Annotated in this window: 20 protein-coding genes and 1 pseudogene; 10 read left to right on the top strand and 11 right to left on the bottom strand. The window is 61.9% G+C overall.

Annotation, left to right across the window (positions count from 1 at the left end; genetic code table 11):
* Positions 1–3: 3 nt before the first annotated feature.
* Positions 4–1,149 (bottom strand): efflux RND transporter periplasmic adaptor subunit, encoded by a 1,146-nt coding sequence (locus WBR57_RS30120; protein ID WP_424089232.1) that lies wholly within the window; start codon positions 1,147–1,149, stop codon positions 4–6.
* Positions 1,150–1,435: 286 nt separating this feature from the next.
* On the opposite strand from WBR57_RS30120, the gene WBR57_RS30115 reads away from it, so the two are divergent.
* Positions 1,436–2,068: a TetR family transcriptional regulator gene (locus WBR57_RS30115; protein WP_424089230.1), complete on the top strand. Its 633-nt coding sequence runs from the start codon at positions 1,436–1,438 to the stop codon at positions 2,066–2,068.
* A 248-nt stretch (positions 2,069–2,316) separates the two neighbouring features.
* Here WBR57_RS30115 and WBR57_RS30110 read toward each other — a convergent pair whose 3' ends face one another.
* From WBR57_RS30110 to WBR57_RS30100, 3 genes are read right to left on the bottom strand one after another with little or no spacing between them, the layout of a single operon-like run.
* Entirely contained in the window at positions 2,317–3,372 is a 1,056-nt protein-coding gene (locus WBR57_RS30110) for an alkene reductase (RefSeq protein ID WP_424089228.1), read from the bottom strand.
* A gap of 27 nt (positions 3,373–3,399) precedes the next feature.
* Positions 3,400–4,566 carry an MFS transporter gene (locus tag WBR57_RS30105; protein ID WP_424089226.1) on the bottom strand — a complete coding sequence of 389 codons (1,167 nt, stop codon included), beginning with the start codon at positions 4,564–4,566 and terminating at the stop codon, positions 3,400–3,402.
* 13 nt (positions 4,567–4,579) lie between these two features.
* A complete protein-coding gene (locus WBR57_RS30100; protein ID WP_424089223.1) occupies positions 4,580–4,897 on the bottom strand; it encodes an ArsR/SmtB family transcription factor in 318 nt (105 codons plus the stop codon).
* A 155-nt stretch (positions 4,898–5,052) separates the two neighbouring features.
* On the opposite strand from WBR57_RS30100, the gene WBR57_RS30095 reads away from it, so the two are divergent.
* The gene (locus WBR57_RS30095) at positions 5,053–5,637 is read left to right on the top strand and encodes an ACP phosphodiesterase (protein ID WP_424089221.1); all 585 of its coding nucleotides are present in this window, start codon (positions 5,053–5,055) and stop codon (positions 5,635–5,637) included.
* 46 nt (positions 5,638–5,683) lie between these two features.
* Here the strand turns inward: WBR57_RS30095 and WBR57_RS30090 are convergent, their stop codons facing one another.
* Positions 5,684–6,475 (bottom strand): lysophospholipid acyltransferase family protein, encoded by a 792-nt coding sequence (locus WBR57_RS30090; protein WP_424089219.1) that lies wholly within the window; start codon positions 6,473–6,475, stop codon positions 5,684–5,686.
* Complete coding sequence (gene olsB / locus WBR57_RS30085; protein WP_424089217.1) at positions 6,475–7,230, bottom strand: L-ornithine N(alpha)-acyltransferase; 756 nt, start codon at positions 7,228–7,230, stop codon at positions 6,475–6,477. Before olsB ends, WBR57_RS30090 begins: the two co-directional genes overlap by 1 nt.
* Before the next feature lie 185 nt (positions 7,231–7,415).
* Between olsB and WBR57_RS30080 the strand changes: the two genes are divergently transcribed.
* The 4 genes from WBR57_RS30080 (at position 7,416) to WBR57_RS30065 (ending at position 10,655) form a co-directional block, all read left to right on the top strand.
* Positions 7,416–8,489, top strand: a complete 1,074-nt coding sequence (locus WBR57_RS30080; protein ID WP_424089215.1) for a serine hydrolase domain-containing protein — start codon at positions 7,416–7,418, stop codon at positions 8,487–8,489.
* Complete coding sequence (locus WBR57_RS30075) at positions 8,486–8,800, top strand: amidase (RefSeq protein WP_424089213.1); 315 nt, start codon at positions 8,486–8,488, stop codon at positions 8,798–8,800. Before WBR57_RS30080 ends, WBR57_RS30075 begins: the two co-directional genes overlap by 4 nt.
* Positions 8,801–8,905: 105 nt before the next feature.
* Positions 8,906–9,496: a YceI family protein gene (locus tag WBR57_RS30070; protein ID WP_424089211.1), complete on the top strand. Its 591-nt coding sequence runs from the start codon at positions 8,906–8,908 to the stop codon at positions 9,494–9,496.
* Between the two features lies 1 nt (position 9,497).
* Complete coding sequence (locus WBR57_RS30065; protein WP_424089209.1) at positions 9,498–10,655, top strand: phospholipase D-like domain-containing protein; 1,158 nt, start codon at positions 9,498–9,500, stop codon at positions 10,653–10,655.
* A 28-nt stretch (positions 10,656–10,683) separates the two neighbouring features.
* Here WBR57_RS30065 and WBR57_RS30060 read toward each other — a convergent pair whose 3' ends face one another.
* On the bottom strand, positions 10,684–13,410 hold the full coding sequence (locus tag WBR57_RS30060; RefSeq protein WP_424089249.1) for an autotransporter domain-containing protein: 2,727 nt from the start codon (positions 13,408–13,410) through the stop codon (positions 10,684–10,686).
* A gap of 488 nt (positions 13,411–13,898) precedes the next feature.
* Positions 13,899–16,190, bottom strand: coding sequence for a beta-glucosidase BglX (gene bglX, locus WBR57_RS30055; RefSeq protein WP_424089207.1), 2,292 nt, complete (start codon positions 16,188–16,190; stop codon positions 13,899–13,901).
* A gap of 261 nt (positions 16,191–16,451) precedes the next feature.
* On the opposite strand from bglX, the gene WBR57_RS30050 reads away from it, so the two are divergent.
* The 4 genes from WBR57_RS30050 (at position 16,452) to WBR57_RS30035 (ending at position 19,837) form a co-directional block, all read left to right on the top strand.
* On the top strand, positions 16,452–17,063 hold the full coding sequence (locus tag WBR57_RS30050; protein WP_424089205.1) for a LemA family protein: 612 nt from the start codon (positions 16,452–16,454) through the stop codon (positions 17,061–17,063).
* 18 nt (positions 17,064–17,081) lie between these two features.
* Positions 17,082–17,807 (top strand): TPM domain-containing protein, encoded by a 726-nt coding sequence (locus WBR57_RS30045; RefSeq protein WP_424089203.1) that lies wholly within the window; start codon positions 17,082–17,084, stop codon positions 17,805–17,807.
* Positions 17,808–17,838: 31 nt separating this feature from the next.
* On the top strand, positions 17,839–18,456 hold the full coding sequence (locus WBR57_RS30040; RefSeq protein WP_122538803.1) for a TPM domain-containing protein: 618 nt from the start codon (positions 17,839–17,841) through the stop codon (positions 18,454–18,456).
* Positions 18,457–18,634: 178 nt separating this feature from the next.
* Positions 18,635–19,837 (top strand): class I SAM-dependent methyltransferase, encoded by a 1,203-nt coding sequence (locus tag WBR57_RS30035; RefSeq protein WP_424089201.1) that lies wholly within the window; start codon positions 18,635–18,637, stop codon positions 19,835–19,837.
* 109 nt (positions 19,838–19,946) lie between these two features.
* Here the strand turns inward: WBR57_RS30035 and WBR57_RS30030 are convergent.
* From WBR57_RS30030 to WBR57_RS30020, 3 genes and pseudogenes are all read right to left on the bottom strand, one after another.
* Positions 19,947–20,054 (bottom strand): annotated as a pseudogene (locus WBR57_RS30030) (EamA/RhaT family transporter); the annotation flags it as partial.
* A gap of 45 nt (positions 20,055–20,099) precedes the next feature.
* Positions 20,100–22,658 carry a TonB-dependent hemoglobin/transferrin/lactoferrin family receptor gene (locus WBR57_RS30025; RefSeq protein ID WP_424089200.1) on the bottom strand — a complete coding sequence of 853 codons (2,559 nt, stop codon included), beginning with the start codon at positions 22,656–22,658 and terminating at the stop codon, positions 20,100–20,102.
* Between the two features lie 127 nt (positions 22,659–22,785).
* Positions 22,786–23,438: FecR family protein (locus WBR57_RS30020; RefSeq protein WP_424089198.1), on the bottom strand; the 653-nt coding region annotated here is incomplete at its 5' end.

Here is a 23,438-nt window from a genome sequence, read left to right as displayed (position 1 = left end):
GGGTTACTCCCCTTTGCCAGCAGCGGCAGCAGGAGCAGCAGTACCGGCGGGCTTGGCGTTGTCAGCCTCCTTGACCTTGACCTCGGCGCCCGGCTTGACGTACTGCAAGCCTTCGGTGATCACACGGTCACCGGCATCCAGGCCTTTTTCCACCAGCCAGTAGGCGCCGGCAGTGCGGTTGGCGACCAGTTGACGCTGCTCGACCTTGTTGTCCTTGTTCACGATCAGTGCGGTCGGGATGCCCTTGAGGTCACGGGTCACGCCTTGCTGAGGTGCCAGGATGGCCTTGCTGTTCACACCGGCTTGCAGTTGGGCGTGGACGAACATGCCCGGCAGCAGGGTGTGGTCAGGGTTCGGGAACACGGCGCGCAGGGTTACGGAACCGGTGGTCTGGTCGACCGACACTTCGGAGAACTCAAGCTTGCCTTCCTGGCCGTAGTCGCTGCCGTCTTCGAGGGTCAGCTTGACCTTGGCGGCATTCGCGCCGGCTTTTTCCAGCTGGCCGCTTTCCAGGTCGCGGCGCAGTTTCAGCATTTCAGCCGAAGACTGCGTGACGTCGACGTAGATCGGGTCCAGTTGCTGGATCACTGCCATGGCATCGGCCTGGCCGTTGCTGACCAGTGCGCCTTCGGTGACGGCGGAACGGCCGATACGCCCGGAAATCGGTGCGTAGACCTTGGTGTAGCGCACGTTGATCTGGGCGGTTTGAACGTTGGCTTCGGCGGTCATGCGGTTGGCGACGGCGGTGTCGTATTCCTGACGGCTGACGGCTTGCTCATCGACCAACTGCTTGTAGCGGTCGGTGATGGACTTGGTCTGGGTCAGGGTAGCCTGTGCGCTTTTCAGGGTGGCCTCATAGACCGACGGGTCGATCTGATAGAGCTGCTGGCCTTCCTTCACGTCCGCGCCTTCCTTGAACAGGCGCTTGAGGATGATGCCGTTGACCTGTGGGCGAACTTCGGCGATGCGGAAGGCGGTGGTGCGGCCTGGCAGCTCGGACGTCAGGGTAAAGGCTTGCGGTTGGATGGTGACCACGCCGACCTGAGGGGGTTGAGCGGGCGGAGCCGCTTCTTCCTTTTTACATCCGCTGAGCAGCGATGCCAGGGCGACGGCAGTGACCAGAGCGGTAACAGCTGGCTTAAGTTGCATGAAGATCCTCGGGTCAGGCGCGCAGGGTGCGCACAAGAAGTGTGTAAGGGTAAAAAACAGGCTGTGTGTAGATAAGTAGCTTGCTACGCAATATACTTACGTTCATGGTTGTTTGTAAACTCTTGACAGGCTCCGCGCTTTGTATACAAAGCAACGCCGAAAGCCTCGATTTTAGTACGTTCGGCGCCCATGACGGTGTCGTCCCACAATTATTCAGATGATCGTTACCGCCTATTAATCCCGCGTTACCGATAGTCCCACGTGTTCTGATTGAGGTTTTACTGCCATGGTTCGTCGCACCAAAGAGGAAGCTCAGGAAACGCGCAGCCAAATTCTCGAAGCCGCCGAGCAAGCCTTTTATGCGCGCGGTGTTGCGCGGACTACGCTGGCGGACATCGCCGCGCTGGCCGGCGTGACGCGGGGTGCTATTTACTGGCACTTCAGCAATAAATCCGACTTGCTGCAGGCGTTGCTCGACACCCTGCACGAGCCGCTGGACGAGTTGGCCAGGGCCAGTGAGAGTGAGGACGAGCTCGACCCGCTGGGGTGCATGCGCAAGCTGTTGATTCACTTGTTTCATCAAGTTGCCCTGGACCCGAAAACCCGGCGCATCAATGAGATTCTGTTCCATAAGTGCGAATTCACCGATGAAATGTGTGACATGCGCCGCCAACGCCAGACCCACAGCCTGGAATGCAACCTGCGTATCGGCCTGACACTACGTAACGCGGTCCATCGCGGGCAACTTCCGGAAAACCTCGACACCACGCGTGGCGCGGTGTGTATTCATGCCTACATCAACGGGCTGATCGGCCAGTGGCTGTTGGTGCCCGACAGCTTCCAGTTGCATCAGGACGCCGAGCGTTGGGTCGATACCGGGCTGGACATGCTGCGCTGGAGCCCCAGCCTGCGCAATTGAGACAAAATGCGTAATTGCGTCCAGTTGTGTCAACAGTAAAGACCAGGGACAGTCAATCGTCCCTTCGCCTGATCAGTGGGGTGACTTTATATACGGCCTGGCGGGTGGTTGATAGGTAGCCGCCTAAGTATTTTGTAGCGATTTTGTTGCAAGGCTGTGAAGGAATGTTTCATGGCCCCTATAAAAAAGCCCCGGTTCCTGTGAGCCGGGGCTTTTTCGTTTCAGCACATTTCTTCTCAGTGCTTACATCACAGCGCCAGGGTCGGGTAGTCGATGTAACCGACCGGGCCCTTGGCGTAGAAGGTTTCCGGGTGCGCTTCGTTCAAAGGCGCATCGGCCTTCAGGCGCGCCGGCAGGTCCGGGTTGGCGATGAACGGTACGCCGAAGGCCACCGCATCCGCTTTGCCTGAGGCCAGCCAGGCGTTGGCGCTGTCCTTGGTGAAGCGTTCGTTGGCGATGTACGCGCCGCCGAAGGCTTTTTTCAGTTGTGGGCCGAGGCTGTCGCCGGCTTCTTTTTCACGCGAGCAGATGAATGCGATGCCACGCTTGCCCAACTCGCTGGCGACGTAAGTGAAGGTTTCCGCCAGGTTGTCGTCGCCCATGTCGTGGGCATCGGCGCGCGGTGCCAGGTGTACACCCACACGGCCGGCGCCCCAGACGTCGATGGCGGCGTCGGTGACTTCCAGCAGCAGGCGTGCACGGTTCTCCAGGGAGCCGCCGTACTGGTCGTTGCGCTGGTTGGTGCTGCTCTGCAGGAACTGGTCAAGCAAGTAGCCGTTGGCGCCGTGGATTTCCACGCCGTCAAAGCCCGCGGCCTTGGCGTTCTCGGCGCCGGTGCGGTAAGCGTCGACGATGTCGGCGATTTCAGCAGTTTCCAGGGCGCGTGGGGTAGGGTAGTCAGCCAGCGGGCGCACCAGGCTGACGTGGCCTTTGGCCTGGATCGCACTCGGTGCGACCGGGGTTTCACCGTTCAGGTAGGACTCATGGGAGATGCGGCCAACGTGCCACAACTGCAGGAAGATCTTGCCGCCAGCACCGTGTACCGCCTTGGTCACGTTGGCCCAGCCGCGCACCTGGTCGTTGGACCAGATGCCTGGGGTGTCCGGGTAGCCCACGCCGAGTGGCGTCACCGAGGTGGCTTCGCTGAGGATCAGCCCGGCGGAAGCGCGTTGCACGTAGTACTCGGCCATCAGCGCATTGGGCACGCGACCGGCGTCGGCACGGCAGCGGGTCAGCGGCGCCATGATGATGCGGTTCGACAGTTCCAGGTCGCCCAGTTTGATCGGATCGAAAATAGTCGTCATGGGATTACACCCTTCTGTTGAGTTTGATCAGTTAGTCGCAGGGGCCAGGTCGGCATTGCCGCTCTGACGGAAAGTAATCAGGGTCACCAGCAACGCCAGGATTGCCAGGGCCGCAGCGGCCAGGGGCACGCTGGTCAGGCCGAAACCGTGGGCAATCACGCTGCCGCCGACCCAGGCGCCGAGGGCGTTGCCGATGTTGAAGGCGCCGATGTTCAAGGTGGACACCAGGTTCGGGGCCGCCTTGCCAAAGGTCACCACGTTGATCTGCAGCGCCGGCACGGCGGCAAACGAGGCGGTGGCCCACAGGAACAGGGTGATTTCAGTCGGGATCACCGCGACGCTGGTCCAGGTCAGCGCCGTGGACACCACCGCCATGCTGATGAACACGCCGATCAGCGTGGCCGCCAGGCGCTTGTCCGCCAGCTTGCCGCCGATGATGTTTCCCACGGTGAGGCCCAGGCCGATCAGCAGCAGGGTCCAGGTCACGCCTTTGGGCGAGACGCCGGTGACGTCGCCGAGCAGCGGCGCCACGTAGGTGAAGAGGGTGAACATCGACGCGGCGAACAGCGCGGTCATGCTCAGCGACAGCCAGATGCCGGCGCCTTTGAGGGCGGCCAGCTCGGCGCGCATGTCGAGTTTTTCCTCGTCACGCTTGGCCGGCAGGAAGCGGATCAGACCGATCAGCGCGATCACACCGATGACCGTCACCGCCCAGAAGGTCGAGCGCCAGCCGGCTTGCTGGCCCAGCGCGGTGCCCAATGGCACGCCGAGCACGTTGGCCAGGGTCAGGCCGGTGAACATCAAGGCCACGGCCGACGCGCGTTTGTTGGCGGGCACCAGGTTGGCGGCAACCACCGAACCGATCCCGAAGAACGCGCCATGGCACAGCGCGGTAACCACACGGGCAACCATCAGCACGTTGTAGTCACTGGCCATTGCGCAGAGCAAGTTGCCGACAATAAAGATGCCCATCAACGCGACCAGCGCGGCCTTGCGCGGCAGCTTGGCGGTGGCCAGTGCCATGAAGGGCGCGCCGATAGCCACGCCCAGGGCATAGCCGGTCACCAGCCAGCCGGCGCCGGGAATCGACACGCCGAGGTCCGCCGCCACATCGGGCAGCAAGCCCATGATGACGAACTCGGTGGTGCCGATGGCGAAGGCGCTTAAGGCCAATATGAGAAGCGAGAGGGGCATTTGCGTGTCCTTGTTACAGCGCCGGTGCGCTGAGTTCTGTAATAAGCGCTGCGAGGAAGGCTTGGATGACTGCCTCGTTGCGTTTGAAAAAATGCCACTGCCCGGCCTTCTGGCTGCTGATCAGGCCCGCACGTTGCAAAGTGGCCAGGTGGGCCGACACGGTCGACTGGGACAAGCCGCAGCGCTGGTCGATCTGCCCGGCGCAGATGCCGTATTCGTGGTTGTGCAGTTGCTCGGGAAATTGCACTTTCGGGTCTTTCAGCCAGGTGAGGATGTCTCGTCGTACTGGGTGTGCCAGGGCTTTTATTATTTCGTCGAGGTCGATGGACATGGCAGGGTGCTCGGTTTCGTACAGCGTTATATCGCGATGAGGCGAACCTTAAATCGTTATATCCCGATACACCAATATGATTTTGATCTGAGATCAGGCTAAATCGGTATATCGGGTTATAACGATACGTTGACGGCAGTGCTAGACTGCGCGCCATGAATTATCTCGCACATCTGCACCTGGGCGGCCAACTTCCTGCACAACTGCTGGGCAGCCTCTATGGCGATTTCGTCAAAGGCCGCCTGCAGGGCCAGTTCAGCCCGCAAATCGAATCGGCGATCCAACTGCATCGCTCCATCGACCGCTTTACCGACAGCCACCCACTGGTAGGGGCGGCGCTGTCGCGCTTCAGCCTGACCCGCAGACGCTATGCGGGGATCGTCCTCGATGTGTTTTTTGACCATTGCCTGGCGCGCGATTGGGCGCTGTATGCCGACCAGCCCCTGGAGCATTTCACCTCTCGGGTGTACCGCGTGCTGGCCGCCGAACCGCAACTGCCGGGGCGGCTGGCGCAGATTGCGCCGTATATGGCGGCGGATGACTGGTTGGGTTCGTACCGTGAATTTGCGGTGATGGACCAGGTGTTGCGCGGGATTTCGCGGCGCCTGACACAGCCCGAGGAGTTGGGCCATGCCATGCAGGAGTTGCGCACGTTATACGAACCGTTGAGTGACGACTTCCGGCGCTTCTACCCTCAATTGCAGGTGTTCGCACAGTCTCAACTGACAACACAAGACTAAATGTGGGAGGGGGCTTGCCCCCTCCACATTTTTGACCGTGCCCGCTTCAGGCAGCATAAGCAGGTCGCGCCGCCACTTGCTCAGCCTCCGGCAGCGGCCCGAACAACGCCTTCTGCACCGCCTGCTGCGCCTGGTAAGCCAGCGCCGCACGTTCCTGGCCGGCGCAGGCAATCGGCTTGAGCACGTGGATTTCCACATCGCCCTGGTCATTGCCGAACAGGCGCATCAGGTGCGAGAGCAAATCATCGTCGCCAATAAACGGTGCCAGCGGGTCGACCTGGCCATTGCGCAGATAACGAATTGCCACCGGTTGCAGCGGCACATCCGCATCAATCGCACTGGCCAGCAAGCGCCCGTGGAAAGTCCGCAGGCTGCGCCCGTCGGTGGTGGTGCCTTCGGGGAACATCAGCAGCGGGTGCTGTTGCTCCAGATGGCGGGTCATCTGCTTGCGGATCAACTGGCTGTCGCCCGAGCCGCGACGGATAAACAGGCTGCCAGCCTTGGCCGCCAACCAGCCAGCCACCGGCCAGGTGCGCACTTCTGCCTTCGACAGAAACGACATCGGCGCCACTGCGCCCAGCAGCGGAATGTCGGTCCAGGATACGTGATTGCTCACCCACAGCATCGGTGTTTGCGGCAACGCGCCGTGCACCGTCACGCGAAAGGGCAGCGCGTTGGTCAGCCGCGCCATGAAGAAACGCGACCAACGCTGGCGGCGCACCATCGAGTTGGCGACCCCCAGGCGTTCAAACAAACCAAACAGACTGGCCATGCTCAGGCCCAGCGCCACCACCAGCAGCACGCGGGCAATGCGCCCGTACACCCGCAGGCGGCCCATCACATGGCCGCCTTGAAGTGGCGGGCGTAGCGCGGGCACAGCTCATCGCGCTTGAGCAGGATGAACACGTCGGCCACCTGGAAATCTTCATCCCAGCACGGCTCGCCGCAGATCTTCGCGCCCAGGCGCATATAGGCCTTGAGTAGCGGCGGCATTTCCGCGATCACGTTGGACGGCAGGTCCAGCGCCGGCAGCGGCTTTTTCGGTTCGGCGCGCAGGTGTTCGTTGCACAGGTAGCGCTCGCGCAGGCGCTGCATGATCGCGTGGGCCTGGATGCCGCCGTCATGCATCGGGATGCTCGCGCAGCCCATCAGGTAGCTGTAGCCGCCCTGGTTGAGCACTTCGGCCAGCTCACCCCACAACACGGCGATGGTGCCGCCGTTGCGGTAGGCCGGGTCGACGCAGGTGCGGCCGATTTCCAGGATCGGGCCTTGCAAGTGCAGCAGGCCATGCAGGCTGAATTCTTCTTCGCTGTAGAAGCGGCCCAGGCTGCTCGCGGCCTGGTGGTCGAGCAAACGGGTGGTGGCGACCAGTCGACCGCTGTTCAAATCCCGCACGCCGATGTGGCTGCAGTGAACATCATAGTCATCCATGTCCAGACCCAGTTCCGCGCCTTTCAGCTTGGCGTTGAACTCGCCGCTGAACACGTTGAACCGCAGAGCCTGGGCTTCCTGCAAAGCCTGCGCGCCAATCAGGCGTTCGGCTTGCAGGCGGCGTTCATTGCCGGTGTCGCTGATGCGGGCGATCTGAGTCATAGCGAATCTCCGAGTGCCGGCCACGATTTCGGCCGGTCGACTTTGTTGTCCAAAGTCAGGCTATGTAGCCTCGGTGTCAGCTCCATGAAGTTACGGTGACGGTTGGATGACAGCCCTTTTGTCGCAAATCTGTCATCGGCCTCGGCTAGGCTCGCGGGCTTGAATGCCCCCTTGAGTTTGCGTCCATGGTCAGAGGCCTGCTGTGCGTTGTCCTGCTGTTAGTCGCCATCCCCGCCCACGCCGAAACCTGGCCTGACAAGGAGTGGGCCAAGGGCACCACCCTGACTGGCCCCGCTGTCGATGCGCTCGACACCTACGCCTTCCCCCCGCGCGACGACGCCACTCGCCAGGGCATTCGCACCGACGCGCTGCTGGTGATCCGCGACGGCCAAATCATTTATGAACGCTATGCCGCGCCCACCCACGCCGACACGCCACACCTCACCTGGTCCATCAGCAAAAGCCTGATGGCCACCGTGCTCGGCGTGGCCTACGGCGATAACCGCTTCAAACTGACCGACCCGGTTGCGCGCTTTTACCCGCCGATGAAACAGCACCCAAGGGTGACCATGGGCGACTTGCTGCACTGGGCCTCTGGCCTGGACTGGCAGGAAGACTACGAATACGCCCCGCTGGAATCCTCGGTTGTGGCGATGCTCTACACCCTAGGCCACGCCGACATGGCTGAGTTTGCTGCCAACACCGACAGCGCCAGCATCCCTGGCCAGGTGTTCCGCTATTCCAGTGGCGACAGCAACCTGTTGTCCGCCGCGCTCAAAGGCATGCTCGGCCACAAGGCCTACATGAGTTACCCGTGGGATGCGCTGTTCAAGCCGCTGGGCATTCGCAACGCCACTTGGGAAACCGATGCCGACGAAACCTTCGTCGCGTCGTCCTACGCTTACCTCACTGCCCGCGACCTGGCGCGGGTCGGCCTGCTGATGGCGCGGGATGGGCGTTGGGGTGAAGAACAACTGGTGCCGAAAGCCTGGGTCGAGTTCAATCGCCAACCTTTTGCCCACTATAAAACCGGCCAGGATGAAGCCGTGCCGGGCGGCCATTGGTGGCTCAATCAAGGTGCCCCGCGCCCTTGGCCCGATGCCCCCGCCGACACCTTTGCCGCCCTCGGCCACTGGGGCCAGGCGCTGTACGTGATGCCCGACGAACACCTGGTGATCGTGCGCTACGGCGATGACCGCGACGGCAGCTATCGCCATAACGAACTATTGAAGCGCGTCCTTGCGGCGGTGCAACCATGATCCGTCGTCGGCCGTTTACCAGCCTGTTTCTGCTGTTGGTGCTCGCCCTGTTGGGCTGGGTGTGGCACGAACGCGTCAACCTGCAAGCCTTCCCCGACATCATCGCGGCCTACACCGCCAAGGAGTATTGCTCGTGCCGGTACGTGGCGAATAACCCGGCCGAGTATTGCCGTGGTTATGTGAAGCAGTACGTGCCGACCAGTGCGTTCAGCGACAACCCCGAGCGCAGTGAAGTGACGGCGAGCGGGTTGGGGCGCACGCACAGTGCACGGTGGATGGGCGAGCGCCAAGGCTGCCGTCTGAACCCCTGACCCACCACAATCCCCTGTGGTGGCTTGCCTGCGCCCACATTGGATTTGCGCCGCTCGTGACATTGAGCTTAAGGTTCGCTCAGGTTTTCCGCCCCACGAGTCCTTATGTTCAACGCTGCGCTATTCAAACCCCTGGCCTTCGCCCTGCTGGCCGCCATTGCCATGCCCGCTCATGCCGATTGGTACCTGGACAACGAGTCCTCACGCCTGTCGTTCGTCACCACCAAAAACACCGAGATGGCTGAGGTCCAGCGCTTCCTGGTGCTGCACGGCAAGGTCGACAGCCAGGGCGCGGCCAAGGTTGAGGTGGAGCTGGAGTCGGTCAACAGCGGCATTCCGCTGCGCGACGAGCGCATGCGCAATGATCTGTTCCAGATCAAGACCTTCCCCGAGGCGCTGATCAGCGCGCAAATCAACCTGCAGCCGATCAACGACCTGGCTCCCGGCGCGCAACTGGAATTGCGCTTGCCGATGAGCGTCACCCTGCATGGCAAGACCCAGACCTACAGCGCCGAATTGTTGGCCACGCGCCTGGACGACCGGCGCTTTCAGGTGGTGACCCTGGAACCTGTGGTGTTGCATGCCGAGGATTTTGACCTGGCGCCGGGTGTGGCGGCGTTGCGCAAGGCGTCTGGGGTCAAGTCGATCAGTTTGTCGGTGCCGGTGGGTGCGGTACTGATTTTCACGGCGCGCTGACATGAGTGGCGCGGTGTTCCCGTGGCGCAGCGCCAACCGTTTCGAGTTGCTGATCGACGGCCCGCAGTTCTTTCCGCAGATGCTGGTGGGCATTGCCCGCGCAGAGCAGCAAGTTGATCTGGAGTTGTATCTGGTGGAGGCGGGGGCCTGCGCCGACGCCATGGTGCAGGCGTTGGTCCTGGCTGCCGAGCGCGGCGTGCGCGTGCGTTGCCTGTTTGATGATTACGGCAGCCTGGCCTTTACCCTGGGGCTGCGCAAACGCTTGACCGACGCGGGCGTGGCGCTGCGTTTCTACAATCGCCTGAGCTGGCGGCGTTGGATGCGCAACCTGTATCGCGACCACCGCAAGCTGTTGCTGATTGACCAGCAGACCGCCGTGGTCGGCGGCACTGGCGTCACCGATGAGTTCTGGACGCCGGGGCAAGACAGCGCCGAATGGCATGAGGTGATGGTGCAAATCAGCGGCCCGCTGGTGCTCGACTGGCAGGCCTTGTTTGATCGCCAATGGCACGCCAACGCAGCGCGCCGCGAGTGGAAGCCGGCCACGCATTTCGGGTTGCCGCGCCTGCCCAAGCTGCCGGCCTCCGGGCCTGGCCTGGGCCGCGTGGCGTATGCCGACGCCCGCCAGCATCGCGATATCCTGCAGTCGCTGATTCGCGCGTTGAACAGCAGCCAGCAACGCATCTGGCTGGCGACCCCGTATTTCCTGCCGACCTGGAGCGTGCGCCGCGCGTTGCGTCGCGCCGCCGGGCGCGGTGTGGACGTGCGTTTGCTGCTGACCGGGCCGCGCACCGATCACCAGTCGGTGCGTTACGCCGGGCACCGTTATTACCCGCGTTTGTTGCGCGCCGGCGTGCAGGTTTTTGAATACCAGCCGTGTTTCCTACACTTGAAAATGGTGCTGGTGGACGATTGGGTGAGCATTGGCTCGTGCAACTTCGATCATTGGAATTTGCGCTTCAACCTGGAAGCCAACCTGGAAGCGCTGGACCCTGAGCTGACCGAAGCCGTGGCGGGCAGTTTCGAGCGCGACTTTGCCCAGAGCCAGGCGGTCAGCCTGGAGGCGTGGAAGGCGCGGCCGTTGTGGCGGCGGGTGAAGCAGCGGGTGTGGGGCTGGATTGATCGCTTGGTGGTCAATCTGCTGGATCGGCGGGGGTAGGGCCCCCGCCGTTCTTGGTGAGCGCTGCTTAGAACAGCAGCGTGTACTGCGCCGTCAGGCTTTGGTCGCGTGTGCGTTCACCTTGCTGGCGGCTGAAGCCCAGGTCCAGCGTGCTATCGCGGCTCAGGCGCGCGGTGGCGCCCAACTCTATTCGGGTGCTTTGGCGGTCCAGCGGTGCGCCGCTCACACTCATCACGCGGCCGCCATCCCAGGCCGCCTTGGAGGTGGGTTGCAGGTCGCCGCTGGCATGGGTGTAGGCCAGGCCGCCGCGCAGGCTCAACCACGATGGGCCGATGTGTGCCTTGCCCAGGTCGAGGTTGACGCGCACACCGCCGGTGGCCAGGTTGACGCTGTCTTTCGAGGCTTTGCCGCGCAGTGCCGCGATGCCGCCGCGCTCGGTGAAGCCTTCGCTGCGCTGCTGCACATTGGCCAGTTGCACGTACGGTTGCCAATCCCAGAAGTCATGGCTGAACCGGTAGTTGGCTTCGGCAAAGGTCTGCAGGGTGCGGCTGGCGTACTGGGCGGACAGGCGATTCTCTACGCCGGGGAAGCTGACCCGGCGCTTGGTCTCGATCTCATGCTGGGCGTAAGCAATGCCGCCATACAGGCCGAACGCATCCCAGGTGTGGCCGGCGTGCAGGCCCAACTGATAGCTGTCGACACTCGCCTTGCCCCGCGATCCGGCCTTGACGTCGGTGCTGCTGCTACCTGCCACCACGCCCAGGCGCGTGCCCTGTTGCAACTGATGATCGAAGCCGACCAGCAGGCCTGTGCTGTTGTGGGCCGCGCGCGAGGTGCCACTGTCACCGCCTAGCTGGCCGGACTGGCGAGGCAGTTGCACCCACACGCCACGGTGGTTCGCGTCGGGCCCGGCGGAGCGGTTATCCAGAGCGAGGCGCTGACGCTCGAACACCGCCTGGCGCAACACCCGGCTGTTTTCGATCAGCACCGCCTGGGTGCTGGCGTGCAGTTCGCCGCTCAACTGGTCGAGGGCCGACGGTGCCTGGTCGGGGAACAGCGCGGTCAGGCGTTGCACCAGTGGCGAGGTCAGTGCATCGGTGTCGGCGGCATTGGCGATGGCCCGCTGGTTGGGGGTTTCGGCTGCCGAAGCCAGTGAGCGGCCACGGCCGAATTCCACCAGCAAGTTGTTGGCTTGCTTGACCTGGGACACGCTGAGGAACGGCGAAAACTCGCGCCGGTCGATCGCGGCAAACTCGCCGCTCAAGGCGGCGTTGGCCTGCAGGATGCTGTAGCGCTGGCCGAGGTAATAGCTGTTGGGCTGCGCGCGCAAGTACAGCGTGCCGCCATTGATCGAGGCCTGGTTACTCACCTGCAGTTTCGCCGGCGCTGCGGGGGACCCCAGCCCGGTCATCAAGGTTGAACCGGCGGCTTGAAGGTAGTTGCCCTCGACGGCCAGGGACCCGTTGAGGCGCAATGTGCCGCCATCGACGTTGACGTCGCCCTTGAGCTTATTGGTGCCATCCAGCTCCAGAATGCCCTGCGTGAGCGTGGCCCCGGCAAAACTGTTATTGCCGCTCAGGCGCAGCCAGCCGATCCCGGTTTTTTCCAGGCGCCCGGGGCCGCTGATGTCGTTGCGCCAATCGTCCCAGGCGCCGCCTTGCCAGACAATCGCACCGCCGGCCGGGCGGTCCATGTTGACCACGGTGTCGACGCGCATCTGGCCGGGGCCGTCGATGGCTTTTTTCAGGTTCATCAGGCCCCAGCCGTAAACGTCGTCGACGCCAGGGGCGCCAAGGTCGGTGGCGGTGGTCAGCAACACGTCGCGGATCTGCGGGTTGTTGAGGTAGGGGAAGCGCTCCATCAGCAGGGCCAGGCCGCCGGTGACGTGGGGGGCGGCCATGGAAGTGCCGGAACTCAACGCATAACCCAACGCTGGCTTATCACCGGACACAGTGAAACCGTCGACATTACCGTTCTGGTCCAAGTGGTGTTGGGTTTGTATCGTGCCGGTGACCCAGGAAGAGTTGATATCCGTCCCAGGCGCGGCCAGGCACCAGTCTTTGCTGAAGCCGCAGCGCTTGGAAACGTCGCTCAAGGTCAGCGCTTTGTTCAGGTTGACGACGGTCAACCAATAGGGCTCCAACGCTGCAATGGCACGTGGCAGGTTGGGTTGCAGTCCGGCATTGGGTGCTTTTTGAGGGGATTCGTTTGTTGTGGTCAGGTTGCCCGCTGCCCATACGTGCAGCATCCCGTACTTGATGGCGTTGTCGGCTATGGCCTTGAATTCTGCATAAACGGGGGTTCCGGTTATGCTTAATGCAATGTCCAACTCTTCTTCATTCGCAGGGGAAAATGGGCTCCCCCAGCTATGATTGACAACGCGCACCTTCTGTCTGTGCAGCTCGGCATAAGCAGCGTCTACCGCTGCAGCTGTCGGAAGGGGGGCTCTCAAAACATCTGTGATGACAATGGGCCCTCCCAGATAGGTATTGCCGAACTTGCGCACTGCACTCAGGGTAGCCCCGTAAGCCACACCATGGACCCCGGAGCCATCACGATTCGCAAGTGCTGTACCAGCAACGTGAGTGCCATGCGCATCGTATGTAGCACCTACCAGCCCGAGATATTGATCAAGTTGCTCTCTGGTAAGGCCACCGTCGGCAATAAGTTCTTCAAGGCTAGCCAGTGCTTCGGGTGGCAATGCGTCAATAACGGTTACAGCGGCGCGATCACCTTCGGCGTGAAAGCAGCCATTTTCCAGCGAGGCCCCACTGATGCAGCCGGTGTCAGCCATAAGCACGCCTATATTCGGCTTCCCGGCAAACTCGCCATGGCGCAGGTCGGTTCCCGAGTCGTAAACCGCCATTTGCACCCCGGCGCCACTCAACCCCCGTGCATAGGCGAAGTCTGCGCCGACTGCGCCCAACCCCCAGTTACTCTTGAACTCTTCACTGCGCCAACTCGCGGCATCGTGCAACCTGCCTTGTTCGGTATAGCCCGCCGCCTCTACGGCCGTGCCCGACAGGCTGGCGAGCACGCACAGGGCCAGCGCATTTTGCTTGAAAGAGGATTGAACGCATGTTTTTCGGGCTGCCAGCCGAAGGTTTTCCGTGGGCGACATAAACCACACACCTGCACATTAATAAGGGCAGGTAGCGTGGGTGATCAGCTAGGAGGGCGATGTCGGACGGGGCTTAAAACGAGGGGTGCAGGATTACTTTTGGCTGTGTGTGAACGGGGCTACGCAAGCCCCCTCCCCAGAAAGGGAGGGGGTTGCCTGTATTACAACAGCTCGAAGGTCTGCTGCTGCACGTCCTGGGAATCCAGGCCGATCTGCACATTGAACTCGCCCGGTTCGGCGGCGAATTTCAGTTGGGTGTTATAGAACTTCAAGTCGTCCTCGGTGATGTTGAAGTGCAGCGTGCGCTCTTCACCGGCCTTGAGCATGACCTTCTGGAAGTTCTTCAGCTCTTTGATCGGGCGGATCATCGAGCCGGCCACGTCCTGGATATACAGCTGCACCACGGTTTCGCCATCGACCTTGCCGGTGTTCTTGACCGTGACACTCGCGTCGAGCTTGCCGGTCTTGTTCAGGGTGGTGGACGACAGCGCCATGTCCTTCAGGCTGAAGGAGGTGTAGCTCAGGCCGTACCCGAACGGAAACAGCGGCCCTGTGGTGTCATCGAAGTACTGCGAGGTGTAGTTGCCTGGCTTGCCCGGCGTAAATGGCCGGCCGACGGTCAGGTGGTTGTAGTAGGTCGGAATCTGCCCCACCGAACGTGGGAAGGTGATCGGCAGCTTGCCCGATGGGTTGTAGTCACCAAACAGCACGTCGGCAATGGCGTTGCCGCCTTCTGTGCCGGCGAACCAGGTTTCCAGGATTGCGTCGGCTTGTTTGTTCTCCTCGACAATCGACAGCGGACGGCCGTTCATCAACACCAGCACCAGCGGCTTGCCGGTCGCCTTCAGCGCCTTGATCAGGTCGCGCTGGTTTTGCGGAATATTCAGGTCGGTGCGGCTGGAGGATTCGTGGGACATGCCGCGCGACTCACCCACCGCAGCCACGACCACATCGGCATTCTTCGCAGCGTTTACCGCTTCGTCGATCAGCTCCTGTGTCGGGCGGGTGTCGTCCACCACTTCCGGCGCATCGAAGTTGAGGAAGTTGAGGTAGTCGACCACCGCCTTGTCGTTGGTGATGTTGGCGCCTCGGGCATAGAGGATCTTGCCTTTTTCGCCGATCACCGCGTTCATGCCGTCGAGCAGGGTCACCGATTGCGCGGGTTTGCCGGCGGCCGCCCAACTGCCCATCATGTCGATCTGGGCCTTGGCCAAGGGGCCGACCAGCGCGATGGTCGCGGATTTTTTCAGCGGCAGGGTGTTGTTCTGGTTCTTCAGCAACACCAGGCTGCGGCGTGCGATGTCGCGTGCGTCGGCACGGTGCAGGCGGCTTTCGGCATAGGTGTCGGCCGGGTCATCCTCGGCCTTGCCGATGCGCAGGTACGGGTCCTTGAACAGGCCCATGTCGTACTTGGCGGCGAGCACTTCGCGCACGGCGTTATCGATGTCGCTTTGTTCGATCTCGCCGGACTTGAGTAACCCTGGCAATTCCTTGCCATACAGCGAGTCATTCATGCTCATGTCGATGCCGGCCTTGATCGCCAGCTTCGCGGCTTCACGCCCGTCCTTGGCCACGCCGTGCTTGATCAGCTCGAAGATCGCCCCGTGGTCGCTCACGGCCAGGCCCTTGAAGCCCCAGTCCTTGCGCAGCAGGTCATTCATCAGCCAGGTGTTGGCGGTGGCGGGCACGCCATTGATCGAGTTCAACGCCACCATTACACCGCCGGCGCCGGCCTTGATGGCTGCGTGGTAGGGCGGCAGGTAGTCCTGGTACATCTTGACCGGGCTCATGTCGACCACGTTGTAGTCGCGACCGCCCTCGACCGCGCCGTAGAGGGCGAAGTGCTTGACGCTGGCCATGATGCTGTCGGCATTCGCCGGGCTCGCGCCCTGGAAGGCCTTGACCATGACTTCGGCAATCCGCGAAGTCAGGTAGGTGTCTTCGCCGAAGCCTTCGGAGGTACGGCCCCAGCGCGGGTCGCGGGAGATGTCGACCATCGGCGCAAAGGTGATGTCGAGGCTGTCGGCAGCGGCTTCCTGGGCGGCGATGCGCCCGGAGCGGCCGATGGCATCCATGTCCCAGCTGGAGGCCAGGGCCAGGCTGATCGGGAAGATCGTGCGGTGGCCGTGGATCACGTCGTAGGCGAAGAACATCGGGATCTTCAAGCGGCTGCGCATGGCTGCGTCCTGCATCGGACGGTTTTCCGGGCGGGTGATCGAGTTGAACGTGCCACCGATGCGGCCGGCGGCGATTTCCTTGCGGATCATCTCGCGGGGCATCTCGGGGCCGATGCTGATCAGGCGCAATTGGCCGATCTTTTCATCCAGGGTCATCTGCTTGAGCAGGTCGCTGACGAAGGCGTCCTTGTCCTTAAGCGCAGCAGGCTTTGTTTCTGCCCAGACGGGGTGGGTGGCCAGAGTGGCAACAAGGCCGAGCAAACACAGCTTTTTCATGAATATCCTTTTTCGGCTCACTGCACAGCATCAAGGGAACGCTGTCGGCCAAAATGTGGGGAGCGTCTATTGTTGTTCGGGTGTTGTTCAGATAAATGCAGCACACTTCCCTGAACGCTTATTTATGAACTCTTCGTGGCGCTGGGCATCTTTTAGCTGATTGGCTCAATGCATGCCAGTGGTGGCGGCGGATTATGCCCCAAGCGCGTGGTCTGTAGGGTTAGTCGTAACATTCCATCAAGATTGGGCAGGAGAAACACCATGCAAGCAGCACAAGGTTACCGCTGGGGCTTGAAAGCCGCGGTTCTGTTATTGATCGGCGCGGTGCTGAGCGGTTGCGGCATCAATAATATTCCGACCCTGGATGAGCAGGCCAAAGCCGCCTGGGGCCAGGTGCAGAACCAGTACCAGCGCCGTGCCGACCTGATCCCCAACCTGGTGGAAGTGGTCAAGGGCTACGCCGCCCATGAGCAGGACACCCTCACTGCGGTGATTGAAGCGCGGGCCAAGGCCACCTCGATACAGGTGGATGCCAGCACCCTCGACAACCCGGAAAAACTCAAGCAGTTCCAGCAAGCCCAGGACGGTTTGAGCGGTGCCCTCAGCCGTTTGATGGTGGTGTCCGAGCGCTACCCGGACCTCAAGGCCAACCAGAACTTCCTGGCCCTGCAATCGCAACTTGAAGGCACCGAAAACCGTATCGCCGTGGCCCGCCGCGACTTTATCCAGGCGGTGCAGGCCTACAACACCGAGATCCGCACCTTCCCTGGTCGCCTGTGGCACAGCGTGATGTACAGCGACTTGCCGGTGCGCGCCACGTTTGAAGCCACCAGTGCCGATGCCGATAAAGCGCCGCAAGTGAAGTTCAAATAAGACTTTCCTGAGGTGTCGATGCGTTTATTACGGATAGGCTTGGCGCTGTGGCTGTTGGCCTGCGTGGGCGTGGCCCAGGCGGCACTGACCTTCCCGGCATTGACCGGGCGGGTGGTGGACGGCGCCCAGATGATCGACCCGGCAACGCGCGAGCAGATCACCCAGCAGTTGCAGGCGCTGGAACAGGCCCGTGGCGACCAGATTGTGGTGGTCACGGTGCCCGACCTGCAAGGTGTGCCGATTGAAGACTTCGGTTACCAACTGGGCCGCCAATGGGGCATCGGCCAGAAGGGCAAGGACAACGGCGCGCTGTTGATCGTGGCCCGCGATGAGCGCAAATTGCGCATCGAAGTCGGTTATGGCCTGGAAGGCGTGCTGACCGATGCGCAGTCCTGGGTGATCATCAACCAGGTGATCGCGCCCAAGTTCAAGGCCGGCAATTACAGCCAGGGCATCAGCGACGGTGTTTCGGCGATGGTGCAGGTGGTGGGCGGCGAGCCGTTGGCGGTGCCGGCGCATGTGGCCGATACGAATTTTGCCAAGGATAATCCGGGGTTTTCCATCGGGCTGTTTGTTCTGCTGATCGGCGTGTTGTGGCTGTGCAATCGCCTGGGGCTGCCGATTGGCGCGATCTTGCTGGCGATTCTCAGCAGCAGTGGGCGCGGCGGCGGCGGGGGCGGCGGCGGTGGTTTCCGTGGTGGCGGTGGCGGCTTCGGCGGCGGCGGGGCGTCGGGGGGATGGTAATCACAATAACTAGAACAGAGCGTCTACAACCATGGCATTACTGAGTGAACACGAGCAGCGCCAGGTCGCCGAAGCGATCGCCCGGGTGGAACAACAGACCGACGCCGAACTGGTGACGGTACTGGCTGCCCGCGCTGACGATTACGCCTACATCCCGTTGCTGTGGGCCAGCCTGATCGCGTTGGTGGTTCCGGGTGTGGTGCATTACTTGTCGGGCTACCTGACCATGTACACCTTGCTGTTGGCGCAGTGGGCGACGTTTATCGTGTTGTGCCTGGTGTTCCGTCTGCCCAAGGTCACAACCCGCTTGATCCCGCGTTCAGTACGCCATTGGCGTGCCTCGAACCTGGCACGCCGACAGTTCCTGGAGCAGAACCTGCACCACACGCTGGGCAGTACCGGCGTGCTGATTTTTGTCAGCGAGGCTGAGCGTTACGTGGAAATCCTGGTGGATGACGGCATTTCCAAACGCCTGGATGACAGTAGTTGGGATGCCATCGTCAAGGCGTTCACCCAGCAGGTCAAACAGGGCCAGACGCTGGCCGGGTTTATTGCCTGCATTGAAGCCTGTGGCGAGTTGCTCAAAGTGCATGTGCCGGTGACGCAGACGCGTAATGAACTGCCGAACCGACTGGTTGTACTGGAATAGCCCATTCCACTGAGAACTTCTGTGGGAACTGCCTTTCTGTGGGAGCCAGCTCCCACAGAAAGGCAGCTCCCGCATTTGATTTGCGGCGGCTGAGCGACCGTTGATCAAATAACCCCGTGCCCTCAACCCCCATCCCCCCTAAAATGCCCGGCATTCCCTGCCTGAGGCGTTTTTGTTCATGTCTGTCACCGCTCAACCGGATCATCACGCCCAGTTCATCGAACTGCTGAGCGCAAGCCTCGCGCAGCATGCGTTTATCAAGCTGGTGCTGGCCAAGTACGTCGGCGATGAGGCCGAGCTGCAACGGCTGATCATCAAGCCGGTGACGGTCAAGGAGCAGGCCTGCCTGTCCTTTGTCTACCGCTACAAGACCCGCGACATTACCAAGAATCTGCCCCTGGCCGACGGCGTGGCGACGATTGCCGAGCTGTTGCCGAGCGCGTTCAAGAACGCGCACTTGCTGTCGCTGACCGACGAAGCGCAGCTGGAATACAGCAAGAAAAACAAAAGCTCGCTGTTCAAAAGCAAGCCGCAGCAACTGCGCGAGGCGCCATCGGCCGAGCATAATCGCGAGAAGAATCGCTTTCTCGACCTGAGCCGCCCGTTCCTTGCCGACCTGGGCGTGACCGACGCCAAGCAGGCGCTGATCCCGTCGATGTCGCGCAAGTGGAAGCAGATCAACAAGTTCATCGAAGTGTTCAGCCACGCGCTGACTTCGTCGCCGTTGAAGCTGGACCAACCGGTGCGTGTCGCCGACTTTGGCTCGGGCAAGGGTTACCTGACGTTCGCCATCCACGACTACCTGCGCAACACCCTCAAGGCCGAGGGCGAAGTGACCGGCGTGGAGCTGCGCGAAGACATGGTGACCCTGTGCAACAACGCCGCGGCCCGCCTGGAACACCCTGGGCTGGTATTCAAATGCGGTGACGTACGCAGCGTGGCGCCGAGCGAGCTGGACGTGATGATTGCCCTGCATGCCTGCGACATTGCCACCGATTACGCGATCCACACCGGCATCCGTTCCGGCGCATCGATCATCATGTGCTCGCCGTGCTGCCACAAACAGATTCGCCTGCAGATCCAGAGCCCGGTGCTGCTCAAGCCGATGCTGCAATACGGCCTGCACCTGGGCCAGCAGGCGGAAATGGTCACCGACAGCCTGCGCGCCCTGTACCTTGAAGCCTGCGGTTACGAGACCAAGGTGTTCGAATTCATCTCGTTGGAACACACCAACAAGAACAAGATGATCCTCGCGATCAAGCGCGCCGAGCCATTGGACAATGCGCAGTTGCTGGAAAAAATCCAAGAGCTGAAGGCGTTCTACCACATCACCGAGCACTGCCTCGAAACCCTGCTGCGCGCGGATGGTTATTTAAGCTGAGCACAGAACCCATGTGGGAGGGGGCTTGCCCCCCAATTGCAGAGTGTCAGTCAACGGTGTTCCAACTGACCCACCGCCATCGGGGGCAAGCCCCCTCCCACAGTTAACCCGTGTTCGGCTCACTATGCTCACCCAAGAACAGCGCCGAAAGCGCGAGGGTAAAGAAGATCTGCAACAGCTGGATCTGGCTGACCCGTGCAATACCGCCCACGGCCAGCAGGCCGAGGGCCTGCTGCTGAGTGCGGATTTATCCGTACAGTTTTCAGAAGAAGCGCGTGACGCTGATCTTGGCATCGCGCCCTTTGGTGTAGGCACGATCGCCACTGAGGGCTGGACGGAAGTTATTGTTGAACAGGTTGTCCACGGTGAAATTCACCTCGGTGCCTTTCAAATAAGCCTGCTGCGGTTTCCATTTGGCGAACAGACCCTGGGTGTTATAGCGCTTGTTGCCGTACTGGTCGTAGAACGAGTCGCCGACGCTGGAGCCTGGGCCGCCCGAATATTTGTCGCTGGGCAGGCGGTCGGTGGCGCCAATGAACTGCCCCATCCAACCCACTTGGGCATCCCACGCCGGGATATTGGTGCCCAACACCAGCACCCATTTGGTTGGTGGGATATCGCGTGCCGACACATCCGGCCCCCAGGGGTTGGTGTAGGCCCCTTCATGTTGACCGGTGGTGTAGGCGTACGACACCGAGCCGAACAGGTAGGTGGAGTTATAAAACGACTCGACCTCGAAGCCCTTGATCGTCATGCCGCCTATATTGCGATAGTTGGACATGGCCCCCGGCGGGCAAGCCGTGGAGATAGTGCCGCCGTTGATCGCCTGGTTCCGACAGCCCACGCCGGTGGCCTTGAAAATCTCGTCTTCGACTTTGTTGTGAAACAGCGTGGTACGCACCTGCAGGTTGTCGTCCTGGGCGATCAAGTTATCGAAACGGGTGATGTTGCCCACGGTGATCGAGGTGATGCGTTCCGGGTCAAGGTCGACGCTGGTTGCGGTGCGGCTGCCCAGCCCCTGCACTTCGTACTGTTCGTCGATGACCGGCGCGCGCCAGGTCTGGCTCCAGTTGGCGAACAGGCCCACGTTCGGGGTTACGGTCCAGAACAGTGCCAGGCGTGGCGACCAACCGGTGTAAGTGCGGTCGCTGTAGTCATGGCCGATGGCGGGATCGGGGTTGCTGTAGTACGGCGCATCGTTGGCCTCGCCGCGGTTGCGCACATGGTCGTAGCGCAAGGATGGGGTCACGGTGACGTCGCCCAAGGTGACCGCATCCTGGATGAAGAAGCTGTTGGTATCGACTTTGCCGTGGGGCATGAAGCCGGGCTGGAAATGCCCATAGTTATAGCGCGGGGTGTTGTAGGTGGCGCCGGGCATCCACATCTCGGTTTCGCGGATGTGCTTGCGGATCTGCCCGCCGAGGGTCACCGCATGCTGCAACGGCCCGGTGTCAAACAGGCTGACGTTGCGGATGTCGAGGTTCTTGTCGGTGTAGGCCGTGTCCATCTTGCGCCCGCCAGTCGCCAGCTGGAAAAACGCGGTGGCGTCACGCTCGTCGGTCTGGTCGGTGTTGGACTGCGAATATTTGACGGTCAGGTCCACCAGCGGGTTGTCCAGGGGCTGGTACTCATACTTGCCCGACCAGGTCGTGTCGACGGTGTCGCGATTGGCTAAAAAACGTTTGAGCGCGCCCTCGTAGCCGTAGCGATCGATGTTGGCCTGGGTGGGCGGCGTCGGGTAGCTCGCCGCGGAAAACGGGGTCCAGCGGTTGCTGTGGGATTGCGAGTAGGACAGGCCCACGCTGTGCTCATCGGTGAAGTGCGCATTGACCTTGAACAGTTTGCCGTCCACATCCTGGGCCGTGTTTGGCAGGCGCTGGGGGTTGATCGGGTACTGGTTGTTGGCGTTGGGCAACTTGGCGGCCACCTTCATGTCGTCGCCGTCGCGTTGGGTCCAGTAGGCCAGGGCGTCGAAACGGCCGTCATCGGTACGGCCATAGACCGCGCCGCTGTAGACCTGCTCGTGGTCGTTGCTCGAATAGCCATATTTGAGCATGGCGCCGCTGTTGCGTCCGTCCTGGAGCAAGTCCGGCGCATCCTTGGTCGTCATGTTCACGGTGCCGCCGAAGCCGCCATTACCGCTGAACGGCGAGTTGGGGCCTTTTTCGACCTCGATGCTTTTGATCAGCTCGGGCTCGATGAAGACCGTGCCTTGCTGGTAGCGCTCGAAGCCGCTTTTGGTGGCACCATCGACGGTCAGCGGCACGTCCTCGGCGTCGCCGAAGCCGCGGATGTTGATGGTCTGGCCGCCGGGTTTCAGCGAGCCGCCCTGGCTGACGCCGGGCAGGGTCTGCAACAGGCTGGGGATGTTATTGGCCTGGTAACGGTCGATATCGGCCTGGCTCAGGGTGGAGCGGCCGACGGTGCTGGAATCGACTTGGCTACCGGTGCCGATCACGCTCAGGGTTTCCAGCTGGATAGCGCCGCTGTTGGTGGTTTTGCCCTCTTCAGGGCGCACGACGTACGTACTGCCGACCTTGATCAACGTGAACTCGCCGTTTTTCAGCAGGCTGCGAATTGCTACTTCCGGGGTGAAATCACCCTCGAGCGCCGGCGCCTGGACGTTCTTGAACAGCGCTTCATCGAACAACAGCTGGATCTTCGCCTGCTGCGCGATTTGGCTCAGGGACGTGGCCAGTGACTGGGCGGGCAGTTGCAGTTTGAAAGACTCGGCCTGGGCGCTGAGGCTGAACGCCAGGCAGGTGGCAATCAGGGTCGGACGAAGAAACAGGTGCGAAGCGTGGCAAGGCGCGCGAAACATGAAATCCCCCGGTGTGGCCAAATGGCCGAAAGGTGTGCGTATCAAACACGGACCGGAGGAAGACGCGGCAGGCAATCAAATCCACACCTGCGAATGCAAAATATTCTCAAGTGGGGTTTTTGAACGATTATTTGCTGGGTTCGATCCTGATGATGCCATCGGCCGACGCCACGGTTTTCACCGGCAATAGGGCAGGCAGGGCGTTGAGCAAGGCGTCGGGGTCGCTGACATCAAGGTTGCCCGAGACTTTCAAGTGCGCCACTGCGCTACTGACCTGCAAGGACGCCTGGGGACGGTAGAGGCTCAGTTCGTCGATCAGACTGGCCAGCTCGCGATTGCGAAATGACAGGTGCCCGCTGCGCCAGTCAGCGACCTCTTCGCCGGTAAGGGTGTGTTGCTGCACGGTGCCCTTGGCGTAGCTGTAGGTCGCGCGTTGCTGGGCGCCGAGCAGCGTGACAGGGCGCTTGGCATCCGGCTCGAAAGCCACCTGGCCGTGGGCAACGCTGACCACCAGTTGCTGCTGGCTGCGCCGCACATCAAAGCCGGTGCCGACCACCCGCACGCTGGCTTCGCCGGCCTGCACGAACAGCGGCCGCTCCTTGTCGGCGGCGACCTCGATATACACCTCGCCCTTGTCCAGATGCACGATGCGCTGGTGGGCGCTGAAGTCCACGCGCAGGCGGGTGTTGGCATTCACGTACAGCGTGCTGCCATCGGGCAGGTCGAGGGTGCGCATGCCCTTGGCGTGCGCCGCCACCTGGGTGTGATACAGCGCGCGCG

The sequence above is a fragment of the Pseudomonas sp. genome (assembly GCF_049590575.1).
GTDB lineage: Bacteria > Pseudomonadota > Gammaproteobacteria > Pseudomonadales > Pseudomonadaceae > Aquipseudomonas.
This window is presented reverse-complemented; position numbering and strand designations above follow the sequence as displayed.